We start from the raw sequence: 12,170 nt of genomic DNA, 5'->3' as shown, positions 1-12,170 counted from the left end.
GAATCAGGTCGTAGCCGCGCTGGGCGAGCTTTTCGGCGTAGACCGCGCCGATACCTGACGATGCGCCGGTAATGAGGGCCGTACCTGCGTGTGCGTTGCCGTTTGTCAGTGTCATGATGTGACTCCGTTTTCGTGGTGTTCCGTCGTGGAGAAGGTGATGCCGTGAATGCATTCTGGCGATTTCGTCTCGCGACGGAAATGACGTATTTGGGTATGATTCCGGACATCGGATGACCGGAGAACGGACATGCACCGCATCGGCTTTTTGCTCAGCGAAGGCTTTCAGATCATGACGCTCGCGCCGCAGTCGGTGTTCGAGCACGCAAACCTCACGTCGGGTCAAAACTTTTACGCGCTGGAGAATTTCTCGCCCGAAGGCGGCGAGGTGCGCTCGTCGCTGAACATTCCGGTCGGCACGCGCGCGCTGCGCGGGCGCATCGATATCGATACGTGGATCGTGGCGGGCGTGAACGATCCGCTTATCGAGCCGCCACCGCCAAAGATTCTCGCCTTCCTGCGCAAGACCGCGCCCCGCGCGCGGCGCATTGCCGGCATCTGCACGGGCGCGTTCGTGCTGGCCGCTGCTGGCCTGCTCGAAGAGCGCCGCGCCACCACGCACTGGTTTTACGGGCGCGAGATGCAAAAGCGCTTTCCGGACATTCGCGTGGAAGAAGACCGCATCTATATCGTCGATGGGCCGGTCTGGACTTCGGCGGGCATGACCGCCGGGCTCGATCTGGCGCTGGCGATGGTGGAAAAGGATCTGGGCGCCGATATCGCGCGCTCCGTGGCGCACAAGCTGGTGATGCACCAGCGCCGTGCGGGCGGCCAGTCGCAGCATTCGGAAATGCTCGATCTCGCGCCCAAATCGGACCGCATCCAGAACGCGCTCAACTATGCGCGCCAGAATCTGCACGGTTCGCTCACCGTGGAAGAGCTAGCCGAGCGCGTGCATCTGAGCCCGCGCCAGTTCAGCCGCGTTTTCACGCTGGAAACCGGGCAATCGCCCGCCAAGGCCATTGAAGGACTGCGGCTGGAAGCGGCGCGGCTGATGATCGAGCAAAGCCGCCATCCGCTCGAAGTGATCGCAAAGGAAACCGGCTTTCGCGACCGCCGTCATCTGCGCGAGGCGTTCATGCGCGGCTTCGGCATCCCGCCCCAGGCCGTGCGGCGCGAAGCGCGCAGCGAACAACGCCTGGCATAAAGGCCCGCTGCACTACAATCGCAGCACTCGCGCGCGTCATTGAAGCTCGCTGCGCATCACTAAAACGAACCTGCCTCACCGCTCATGCGTCTTCTTCACACCTCGGACTGGCATCTGGGCCAGAACTTCATGGGCAAGAGCCGTCAGGCCGAGCATCGGCAACTGATCGACTGGCTCGTGGCCCAGGTCGATGAGCACGCCGTCGATGCCGTGCTGATTGCCGGCGATATCTTCGATACCGGCACGCCGCCCAGCTACGCGCGCGAACTCTATAGCGAGCTGGTGGTGCGCCTGCACGGGGCGGGCGTGGCGCTGCTGCTGCTCGGCGGCAATCACGATTCGGTGGCAACGCTGCGCGAAAGCAGCGCGTTACTGGAGCGTCTTTCGGCGAGCGTCGTACCCCACGCCGACGCCCCCGAAGCGCAGGTGCGCGTGCTGCCGCTGCGTGCAAACGCGACAAAAGCAACGCCCGGCTGTGTGGTCTGCGCCGTGCCCTTTATCCGCGCGCGCGACGTGATGCAAAGCGAGTACGGCCAGAGCGCCGAACAGAAGCAGCAAACCTTGCAACTCGCGATTCAGGCCTATTATCAGGCGGTTTTTTCGGCCGCCGACGCGCGGCGCAAGGCGCTGGAAAGCGAACTGGGTCATGCCGTGCCGCTGATCGCCACGGGCCATCTGACGACGGTGGGCGCAAGCGCGAGCGAATCGGTGCGCGAGATCTACGTGGGCGCGCTCGAAGCGTTTCCCACCAGCGCGTTTCCACCCGTCGATTACATCGCGCTCGGTCATATCCATCGGCCGCAGAAAGTGGGCGGCCTCGCGCATATCCGCTATAGCGGCTCGCCCATTGCGCTGAGTTTCGACGAAGCTACGCAGCAAAAGGAAATGCTGCTGGTCGATCTGGGCGAAGCGGGCCTTGAAGCCGTCACGCCGCTGCCTGTGCCGGTGTTTCAGCCGCTCGTCGCGCTCAAGGGCAATCTCAAGACGCTGCCCGACGCATTCGCGAACGCGGCAAAGGACGCGTCGCCCGAGCGGCCTGTCTGGATCGAAGTCACCGTCGCCGAAGACGACTATCTGGCCGATCTGCCCGCGCGCATCCAGACCCTGACCGAAGGCCTGCCGCTCGAAGTGCTGCGCATTCGCCGCGAGCGTGGCAACAACGTGGCGCAGTTGTCCGCCGACGCGGGCGTCACGCTCGACGAACTCGATCCGCTCGACGTGTTCGCGCGCCGTCTGGCGCACGAAACGCTCGACGACGATATCCGCGAGGCGCTCACCGCGCGCTACAAGGCCGTGGTTGCCGCTACGGTGGAGGGCGAGGCATGAAGATCCGCAGCCTGCGCCTGAAGAATCTCAACTCGCTCAAGGGCGAGTGGCATATCGACTTCACCAAACCGCCGTTTGCTGAAAACGGCCTGTTCGCCATCACCGGGCCGACCGGCGCGGGGAAATCGACGCTGCTCGACGCGATCTGCCTTGCGCTCTATCACGAGACACCGCGCCTGAAGACGCTTTCCGCAAGCGCCAACGACATCATGACGCGCCACACCGCCGACTGTCTGGCCGAAGTGGTGTTCGAAGTGAAGGGCGAAGTGTTTCGCGCATTCTGGAGTCAGCGCCGCGCGCGCGACAAGGTGGATGGCGCCTTGCAACAGCCCAAGGTCGAACTCGCGAGCGGCGACGGCACGATCATCACCACGCACATCAGCGAAAAACTGCGCCGCGTGACCGAGATCACGCGGCTCGATTTCCCGCGCTTCACGCGCTCGATGCTGCTGGCGCAGGGCGGCTTCGCGGCCTTCCTCAACGCCACGGCGAACGATCGCGCGGAACTGCTCGAAGAACTGACCGGCACCGAGATTTACGGCGAAATATCGCGTCGCGTATTCGAGCGCGCAGGCGAAGCGCGCGACGCGCTCAAGCAGTTGCGCGCCAAAGCCGAAGGCATGGAACTGCTCGACGCCGCGCAACGCGCAACCATCGAAGCGGATATCGTCACGCTCACCGGCCAGTTGAGCGCCGCAACCGCGCAGACGAAAACGTTGCACGCGCAACGGCAATGGCGTCGCGACCTCGTTCAGGCCGAAGCCGACACGCAGACGGCGCTCGCGCGCGAGACCGCCGCGGCCGCCGCGCTCGACGCCGCCGCGCCGGAACTGGCACGGCTGGCCGCGAGCGAGCCTGCTGAAGCGCTGCGCCCCGCGCATCTGGCCGTACAGCAAGGCGAAGCGGCCTGCAGGCAATCGGATACCGAACTGGGCACATTGCGCCGCGAGCGCGCCGAACGTCTGGGCGCGCAACGGCAGCAATACGGCGCGACGGTCGCGCTCGCCGCGCGCATCGTGCGAGATGGCGATGCGCAGCTTACGCGGCTCGAAGCGGAACAGCGCAGTCTCGATACCTACTGCGCGTCGAATCGTCATCTCGCCGATCTGGGCGAGCGCACCGCTGCATGGCGTCAGCAATTCGAGCAGCGCAAGCGCACGGCTGCGGATATCGCCGCGCGTGCAAGGCAGCTTGGCGATGTGGAGCGGCAGCAGAACGAACAGCGCGCGCAGCGCGAACAACATGCTGCGACGCTTGCCGCTGCCGACCGCGCGAAGAGCGAATCGGATGCGAGCCTGCAAACGCTGCTCAATGCGCAGCAAGCTCGTCTGGCAGGACAAACGCTCGCACAGTTGCGCGAAGTCTGGCACGCGAGCCAAGTCACGTTCACACGCTGGCAGCAACTGGAAACCGTTGCCGAACGCAGGCGCGCGCTCGCCGATGAAGAGCGCACGCTGGCAGCATCGATCACGCGCACGCAAAGCGACATCGAAGGCAAGTCAACGGATACGCAAACACTCCAGCAAGCGCATGCGCAATTGCTGGCTCGCGTCGAGGACAAGCAGAAACTGCTCGAACAGGAGCGGATGATCCGCAGCCTCTCGCAACATCGCGAGCAATTACAGCCGGACGATGCGTGCCCGTTGTGCGGCTCGCACGACCACCCGGCGATCGAGGCGTATCGTGCGCTCGATGAATCCGCGACTCAGGCCGCGTTGCAAACGGCTCGCGCCGATTTGCAGGCCTGCGCGCAGCGCCTGAATGCTAGCGAGCAGGCTTTGTCCGCACTACGCGCGACGCTCGCGCAGCAGCGCACGCAGCATGAAAAACTGGCCGCGCGCGTTGCGCAGCATCGCGAGGAATGGGATGCGCTGATCGCCGCGCTCGCAACGCAGACGCTTGAAGCCGATGCCTGGCACAACGCCGATGCGCTCGCTCGCGCGCGCGAAGCGGCAGCTCACGCCGCGCAGCGCCTCAGGCAGCAACTCGACGACGCCGAAGCCGCCGAGGCCGCCCTCACCCGCGCGCGCGAAGCGAACACGCGTTGCGCCGACGCGCTCCAGGCCGCCCGCGCGCGCGCCGATCTGCTCGAACAGTCGCTCAAGAGCCTGCAGGAGCGCAACGCGGATCTCACCCGTGAACGCGCCGCGCTGCAAGTCGCGCACGATGACGAATCCGCCGCCCTGCTCGACGCGCTGCGTGCGGGCGGCTACGCGCTCGACACCCTGCCCGATGACGCCGCCGCATGGCTCGCCGCGCGCGGTGCCGAATGGCGGCAATGGCAGGAAACACAGCAGCGCCTGCACGCGCTCGGGCAGAATCTCGTGCGCCAGCGCGGCCTGTGCGAAACCGCCAGCGCTCAATGGCAAACGTGGCGCGAGCGATGCGCGGGGATCGGCGTGGAGACGGCGCACGCCAATGTGATGGCTTCCTTGTTTGACGACGAGGAAGAGGACGGCGACGCCTCGCCGCAAGGCTTCGAAACCAGCGCCACCCGCGCCGAAGCCTTGACGCGCGAACTGGCGGCGCTCGACGGCCAGTTGACCCGTCTCGAACACACGCTCGCGCAACAGCGCGCAGCGCTCGAAGAAGCAAGCAAGGCATGGCGAGCCGCACTCGCGCAAAGCCCCTTCGCGGATCAGGCGAGTTTCCTCGCGGCTTTGCTGCCTGCGGAAGAACGCAAGCGGCTGCAAACCCTCAAGCAGCAGCGCGAACAGGACAAGCAGACCGCCAGCGCGCTGCTGCAAGGCGCCCGCAGCAAGCTCGCTGCGCTGCAGGCGGCGCAGTCGCCGGTGCAGACCGCGGCGACGCTCGAGGCGCTGGAAGCGCAACTCGATGCGCTCGACAAGGAATGTGCAGCGCTCAATGAACGCCTGGGCCATCAGCGCGGGCTATTGACGCGCGACGCGCAGCAGCGTGAGAGCCAGCGCGCCCTCTTCGAGCAGATCGAGGCGCAATCGCAGGACGCCGATCTCTGGCAACGCCTCGATTCGCTGATCGGCTCCGCCAGGGGCGACAAGTTCCGCCGCTTCGCGCAGGGCCTCACGCTCGATCATCTGCTCGCGCTCGCCAATCGTCATCTCGACCGCCTGCACGCGCGCTATCTGCTGCGCCGTAAATCGACGGGTGAACTGGAGCTGGAGATCGTCGATGGCTGGCAGGCCGACGCCACGCGCGACACGCGCACGCTCTCGGGTGGCGAAAGCTTTCTCGTGAGTCTGGCGCTCGCGCTCGCGCTATCGGATCTGGTGAGCCACAAGACGTCGATCGATTCGCTGTTCCTCGACGAAGGCTTCGGCACGCTCGATGGCGATACGCTGGAAATCGCGCTGGACGCGCTCGATACGCTCAACGCCAGCGGCAAGATGATCGGCGTAATCAGCCACGTCGAAGGGCTCAAGGAGCGCATCGCCACGCAGATACGCGTGGAGAAAGGCGGCGGGATCGGGCATTCGCGGCTGGTGTTCTAAAGCACCCGCCCACGCGTTTCAGGGCTTGTTTTCAAGGCCCGCGAGATGGTCGAGCATCTCGCGGCCTATCGTGTCCTCGCCGCGCGCGACGAGCGCCTCGCCCGCGCCGCGAATGTCGCGCGCTTCCTTGTTCTGTCCCAGCTTGCGCTTGCCCACCAGACGCGTGATCTCGATCTCCAGCCCGACGATGGCCTTGAGCATGGTGTCGAGATAGTCGGTGGGCGCGTCGCCCATCTTCCAGGGCTGCGGCTCGGCCGCCTCGTGCGTGCGCGTGAGGCGCGCAACCACGCCGCGCACGAACTTTTCGTCGTCACGAATGCGGATTCGACCATGCGCGTGCACCACCACGTAGTTCCAGGTGGGCACCTGGCGGTGGGTTTCGTGTTTGCTCGGGTACCACGTCGGCGAAATATAGGCGTCGCCCGCGCGGAAAATGGCGAGCACTTCGTCGCCGTCCTTCACGTCCTGCCAGAGCGGATTGGCGCGCGCAACATGGGCATGCAACGTGCCAAAGGTGCCTGGCGCGCCCTCATTTGCAAGGAGTTCGAACGGAATGTGATTAGCGTCCAGGCCGCTTGCGCCATGCGTGACCAGCGTGCCGAACGGATGCTGCGCGATCAGCGCGTGCAGGACTTCGGGGCGGGATTCGTCGAAATGGGCGGGGACGTACATGGCGGCTCCACGATGCTGTTGTGGCGCACGGCGGCCAGGCCATGCGCGGGTGGGGAAGCCGTGATTGTCGCGCTAAAGCGCGCCCGCTTGTAGAGCCAGCGCCGCGCGCGAACGGGGAACCAGGCTTAACCCGCCAGTTCGACCTCGACGCGCTGCAGCGCGCGAAACGGCTCCAGCGCATCTTCGCTCGCGCTCGCCGAGGTAATCAGGCGCCAGTCGCGCTCCAGCGGCGTCCAATGCTGTTGCCTCGCGCGGCCCAGTTTGTCGGAATCCGCCAGCACGATCACCTGCGCCGCGCGCCGGATCATGCAGTCCTTGAGCGAGGCCTGCTGCGCGCTCGCTTCGCACAGGCCGAAGCCGGCCACCACGCCGTCCGCGCCCAGAAATGCGGTATCCACGCTCACGCGCGAGAGCAGCAGTTCCGCCAGCGGCCCAAGCGTACTCATGCTGGAGCTGCGCAGATCGCCGCCGAGCAAGGTGACGTCGATGCCCGGCGCGTTCGCGAGCGTCGTCACGGCCAGCAGATTGTTGGTGATGACGTGCAGATCGGTGCGCGTAAGCAGATGACGCGCCAGCGCCGCGCAGGTGGTGCCGCCGTCGAGCATGACGGTGTCGCCGTCGCGCACGTGCGCCGCGGCTGCCAGCGCGATCAGCTCTTTCTGTTCGCGCTGCGCCGCCTTGCGCTCTTCGAGCGAGGCCTCCGGCTCGTGCACGCCCACCAGCGCGGTGGCGCCGCCATAGGTGCGCACGAGCCGGCGCTGCTTGTGGAGCACGGCCAGATCGCGGCGGATCGTGGCTTCCGACACGCCCAGCTCCTGCGTCAACTGTTCGACGTTGGCCTCGCGCGTTTGCACGAGTTCGAGGATGGCGCGGTGACGGTCGGACGCTTTCATTGCATAGGTGGGGCTGAACGGACCCGGCGATCTTACACGATGGCGCGCGGGCCGCCCTACCCCTCATCGACGAGCGGGCATCAACGGCGCGTGGCCAGTTCCGCGCCCTGGCGCAACGCTTCGAGCATGCTGCCGGCGTCGACCACGCCTGTGCCCGCGATATCGAAGGCCGTGCCATGATCGACGGACGTACGGATCACTTCCAGCCCCACCGTCACATTCACGCCTGCTTCCAGGCCCAGCACCTTCACGGGGCCGTGGCCCTGGTCGTGATACATCGCCACCACGAGGTCGAAGTCGCCGCGGCCTGCGCGGAAGAACAGCGTATCGGCGGGCAGCGGGCCGGTCACGTCCAGACCGCGTTCCTGCAGCAGCTTGACCGCCGGAATGATCTTCTCTTCCTCTTCGCCATAACCGAACAGGCCGTTCTCGCCCGCATGCGGATTGATCCCGCACACGCCGATGCGCGGCTTCGCGATGCCCGCCTTCACGAGCGTAGCGTTGCCGCGCTCGATCGTACGCTGCACGAGCCCCGGCTCGATCTTGCGAATCGCGTCGATGATGCCGATGTGCGTCGTCACGTGGATCACGCGCAGTTGCGGCGCGACCAGCATCATCGACACTTCGTCCACGCCCGTGAGGTGCGCGAGCATTTCCGTGTGGCCAGGGTACTTGTGGCCGCCCGCATGCAACGCTTCCTTGTTAAGCGGCGCAGTGCAGATCGCGTCGATCTGCTTGCTCTGCGCAAGTTCGACCGCGCGCGCGATGTACTGGTACGCCGCGTCGCCCGCCAGCGCCGAGAGCTGCCCGAAAGGCAGATCGTCGGGGATCAGGTTCAGGTCGATCACGTCGATGGTGCCCGGCTCGTAGCGCGCTTCGGACGGATCGTTCACGCGGCGCACCGCCAGTTGCAGCCCGCAAATGGCGATGGCTTGTTCGAGCCGGCGCGCGTCGCCGATCACAACCGGGCGGCATTGCGCGTAGACCTGCGCGTGCGTGAGGCTCTTCGCGACCACCTCGGGGCCGACGCCGGCGGCGTCGCCCATCGTGATGCCAATGATCGGGATATAGGTGCTCATAAATTCCTCAAGGGTGCTGAACTGGCGTCGGCGCGCGGCTCGGTGCGATGCCTCGCGCGCCGGGCGCGCTTATGTCGCGTTGTTTGTCAGGTTGTTGGTTCGGTCTTGTTTCGAGGCGTCGGCGCGCGTTTCGTTACGCATTTCGGTACGCAATTCGCCAAGGTGGCGCCACGCGGCGTACAGCGCTTCGTCAGTGCCGAAAGCGCCCGCTTTAGTGACGACAGCGGGCCGGTGCGCGCGGTCATACGCGTGAGGACGCGCCACGGCCACGCCCGCCTCGATTTCGGCGATCAAGCGCAGGTTGCCGATTCCAGCTGCGTCGAGCATCGCGCGCGCAGTCTCGCCGCCTGTGGCGATCAAGCCGCCAAGCCGCGCGAAGTGCGGCGCGACCAGCGCGGCCAGCATCGCCGAGAGCTGCGCGCCTTCGGCGGGATCAAACGCGTCGTCGCGGCCGATGCGCAGGAGCAGATCGGCAGGTTTTTGCGTTGCCCCCAGCGTCATGCCGATGCGCTCGCCCCATTGCGCCCAGTGCGCGTGCGCCGCACCGGCGCGCAGCACCTCGGGCGGCACCACGACCTCAGCCAGTCCCACGCGCTCGCGCAGCACGGCGCACTGACGCTCGCCCACCGCGGACAGGCTGCCGACCAGCACGAGAATCGGGCCGGGCGCGCTACCGCCCCGATCGTCCGGATCGTGGGCGCTGGCCGCTTCCAGCGTCGCCAGTTCGCGCGCCAGACCGCCCGAGCCGACCCAGAAGAACGCGCTGTCGAGTTCGAGCGTCGCGCGGGCAAGCGCGCGTAGATCGTCGGAGGTTTCGGCGTCCACGATCAGCGCCTGCGCGCCTTCCGGACCTTCCGCCGCGATCAGCGCGGCGCGGCGTGCGAGTGCGCGCGGCTCGTGATGCAGCAGCGCCGCGTTGAAGCGCTCGCTCTTGAGGCCCGCGCCCGCCAGCATCACAGCCATATTGGCCGGGCGACCCGCGTGTTCGAGTTGCCACGTATCCGTCTGTTCGAGCGGCACGCCATGCACGAGCAGCGTGCCGCCGCGCACCGTGCGGCCCGTCGCCGGAAACGCGGGCGCGACGATCGCCAGACCCGCGCGCGCCTGCAAGGCGGCGACTTCGGCGGCCCAGTTGCCGCGCAGTGTCGAATCGATCTTCTTGTAGAGGCGTCGTTCGCTGCCGAGCGCGCTGAAAGCCTGTGCCGTGCGTTCAGCGGCATCGGCGGGCGTGAGGCGGCGCGTGTCGGTGTCGGCGGCGATCACGTCGGGCGTCTCCTCATACGCATGGCCGGACGCATCGAGCGTCACCACCGTGCGATGACCCGCGTTCGCAAAGCCGATCGCGCAATCCGCCGCGCCCGAAAGATCGTCGGCGATGATCAGCAGCTTCATGGAGCGAGCCTCTTGCCTTCTGCCGCCTGCCGATGGTTTTGCTGCGACGTGTCGCGGGTTTCGCGCGTGGCCTCACGAGCAGCCTCGCGCGCCTGTGCGCGCTTTGCCACCCACGCCGTGAGCACCGGCGAGGCGATCGCCGTCACCACCACGCAGGCCGCAACCAGCAACGTCGCGCTTTGCGCCGCATGTTCGTAGACCGGATTGGCCGCCGCGACCAGCGCGGGCACGGCGGCAGCGTTACCCGCGGTGTTGGCGGCCGCTACACCCGCCACGCCCGTGCCGCCCGTCACACGATCGGCGAAATAAAGCGGAATGCCCGTCACGATCACTACCGCGACGCCCAGACCGATGCCCAGCAAACCGGCCTGCCAGACCTTGTGCAGATCGAGGCCCGCGCCCAGCGCCAGCGCGAAAAACGGAATCATCACCGGCACGGCGCGCGCGAGGAAAGCGCGCATCTCGCGGTCCAGATTGCCGAGCAGCATGCCCGCGCACAGCGGCAGGATGCTGCCCACCAGCGTCTGCCACGGAAACGCCGACAGCCCGGCCACGCCCATCGTCACCATGGTGAGGAACGGCCCCGACTCCAGCGACATGATGGTGTAAGCGCCCACGTCTTCCGAGCGGCCATATTGGCCCATCAGCGCCATGTAGAGACCGCCGTTGGTGTCGTTCATCGCGGCGACCACGGCCAGCGTCGAAAGCCCCGCGAACAGACCCGAAGCGACCGGCTGCTCGCCCAGCAGATGACCCAGCACGATACCCACCAGAATCGCCGCGCCCACCTTGGTCGCGAACAACGCGCCGCCCTTCTTGAGCAGATAGGGCGTGGCCTTCACGTCGATGCTCGCGCCCATGCAGACATAGAACACCGCAAGGATCGGCAGCGCGCCGGTGAAGAGCGCATTCGTGAACGAGCCGAAGAACTTCGGCAGGCCGGGCAGGAAGGTCGCGACCAGCGAGCCGGCCAGCAGCGGCACGATCATCATGCCGCCTGGAACGCGCTCGATTGCACGCTTGATGGGAATCTGAGCCATGGGAGTCTCCTCAATGATGATCCGATCGGCGCACGCCTTGAACCGGCGCGGTCGCTCTGGGGAATTTGATCGGTTTGCTCACTGTTTTGATTGAAACGATCATTGCGGAGTGTAAACGTGCGCGGCGGATTGCGCAATTCGCTCATTCATTTGATCGAAACAATCAAAATGGGGACGGTTATTGGAGCGGGCCCAGGCGTCACGGTACGGCTGAAGGAGGTCGGGCCGACGAAGCGATATCATTAGTCAGACGAAAAGAGGCTCATGATGACCGCTGCCGATAATCAACAAGACCACGCGCCAAGACCCACCAATCATCCCGAGTATGTGATCCGCGACAACTCGGTGGTGCGCCTGTGGCGCAATCAGCCGCTGTGGACCAAGGAGGAGAGGCCACTGCCGATCGAGCGCCCGCAGGATTTCCGCTGCATTCGCGGCCGCTGGTTTACCGACGGCGTGCATGTGATCGTGCAGGCGCAGCAGGGCGCGGCCATCGCGCGCGAGTACTACTACCGCATCGATGACGCCGATCTCGCCAGCTTCACGGTCCTCAACGAGCGCTATGCGCGCGACGCACGCCAGGCCTACTTCATCACCAATCGCACGATCCGCACGCGCAGCCCGCATGCGTTTCGCCCGCTCGACTACGAGCGCTGGCATCGGCGCAACGATGGCACGCTGTTCTCGCAGTTGCGCCCGCACGAGTACTACGCCGTCGATCAGGAATCGATCTACATGAACGGCAAGCGCATTGCGGGTTCGGACGGCGCGAGCGCGGTTGGCTTCGACAGCGGTTATGCCGCCGACGCCCGGCGCGTCTACTTCTACGGCAAGCCCACGGAGATCGACCGCGAGAGCTTTATCTGCGAGCCCGTCGAGGACCGCCTGCGCTTCACGGACCGTATCGGCCCGATCGATCACGGCAAACGCATGACCGCGCTCGAGCATCGGCAGATCGAAGAATGGAACGCGTTTTTCATGGCGCGCCCGCATCTTCAGGACTACTGGTGGCATCGCCTGCGCAAGCGCAGCGATGCACCCGCCGTGATCTATGACGGTCTGCGTCTGGCGGGCCTCGATCCCGCCAGCTTCGC

The 12,170-nt window shown here is 66.2% G+C and carries 8 protein-coding genes and 2 pseudogenes; 4 read left to right on the top strand and 6 right to left on the bottom strand.

Features of this window, described 5'->3' with window-relative positions; all coding sequences use genetic code 11:
- A pseudogene (locus tag VG320_RS31165) lies at nucleotides 1–172 on the bottom strand (SDR family oxidoreductase); the annotation flags it as partial.
- A gap of 75 nt (nucleotides 173–247) precedes the next feature.
- Between VG320_RS31165 and VG320_RS07920 the strand changes: the two are divergent.
- The 3 genes from VG320_RS07920 (at nucleotide 248) to VG320_RS07910 (ending at nucleotide 6,000) form a co-directional block, all read left to right on the top strand.
- Nucleotides 248–1,204 carry a GlxA family transcriptional regulator gene (locus tag VG320_RS07920; RefSeq protein WP_327199572.1) on the top strand — a complete coding sequence of 319 codons (957 nt, stop codon included), beginning with the start codon at nucleotides 248–250 and terminating at the stop codon, nucleotides 1,202–1,204.
- Nucleotides 1,205–1,288: 84 nt separating this feature from the next.
- Nucleotides 1,289–2,530, top strand: a complete 1,242-nt coding sequence (gene sbcD / locus VG320_RS07915) for an exonuclease subunit SbcD (protein WP_327199571.1) — start codon at nucleotides 1,289–1,291, stop codon at nucleotides 2,528–2,530.
- Entirely contained in the window at nucleotides 2,527–6,000 is a 3,474-nt protein-coding gene (locus tag VG320_RS07910; RefSeq protein WP_327199570.1) for an AAA family ATPase, read from the top strand. Before sbcD ends, VG320_RS07910 begins: the two co-directional genes overlap by 4 nt.
- An 18-nt stretch (nucleotides 6,001–6,018) precedes the next feature.
- Here the strand turns inward: VG320_RS07910 and VG320_RS07905 are convergent, their stop codons facing one another.
- The 5 genes from VG320_RS07905 to VG320_RS07885 form a co-directional block, all read right to left on the bottom strand.
- Complete coding sequence (locus tag VG320_RS07905; protein ID WP_327199569.1) at nucleotides 6,019–6,672, bottom strand: FMN-binding negative transcriptional regulator; 654 nt, start codon at nucleotides 6,670–6,672, stop codon at nucleotides 6,019–6,021.
- A gap of 125 nt (nucleotides 6,673–6,797) precedes the next feature.
- Entirely contained in the window at nucleotides 6,798–7,565 is a 768-nt protein-coding gene (locus VG320_RS07900; protein WP_327199568.1) for a DeoR/GlpR family DNA-binding transcription regulator, read from the bottom strand.
- Nucleotides 7,566–7,645: 80 nt separating this feature from the next.
- A complete protein-coding gene (pdxA, locus tag VG320_RS07895; RefSeq protein WP_327199567.1) occupies nucleotides 7,646–8,644 on the bottom strand; it encodes a 4-hydroxythreonine-4-phosphate dehydrogenase PdxA in 999 nt (332 codons plus the stop codon).
- 69 nt (nucleotides 8,645–8,713) lie between these two features.
- Nucleotides 8,714–10,036: a four-carbon acid sugar kinase family protein gene (locus VG320_RS07890; RefSeq protein WP_327199566.1), complete on the bottom strand. Its 1,323-nt coding sequence runs from the start codon at nucleotides 10,034–10,036 to the stop codon at nucleotides 8,714–8,716.
- The gene (locus VG320_RS07885) at nucleotides 10,033–11,076 is read right to left on the bottom strand and encodes a 2-keto-3-deoxygluconate permease (protein WP_327199565.1); all 1,044 of its coding nucleotides are present in this window, start codon (nucleotides 11,074–11,076) and stop codon (nucleotides 10,033–10,035) included. Before VG320_RS07885 ends, VG320_RS07890 begins: the two co-directional genes overlap by 4 nt.
- 267 nt (nucleotides 11,077–11,343) lie before the next feature.
- Here VG320_RS07885 and VG320_RS07880 point away from each other — a divergent pair.
- A pseudogene (locus VG320_RS07880) lies at nucleotides 11,344–12,170 on the top strand (hypothetical protein); the annotation flags it as partial.

The sequence above is a fragment of the Paraburkholderia sp. genome (genome assembly GCF_035948235.1).
In the GTDB taxonomy this organism is placed as follows: Bacteria; Pseudomonadota; Gammaproteobacteria; order Burkholderiales; family Burkholderiaceae; genus Paraburkholderia.
The sequence above is the reverse complement of the archived record's forward strand: the minus strand, read 5'-3'. Positions and strand labels throughout refer to the sequence as shown.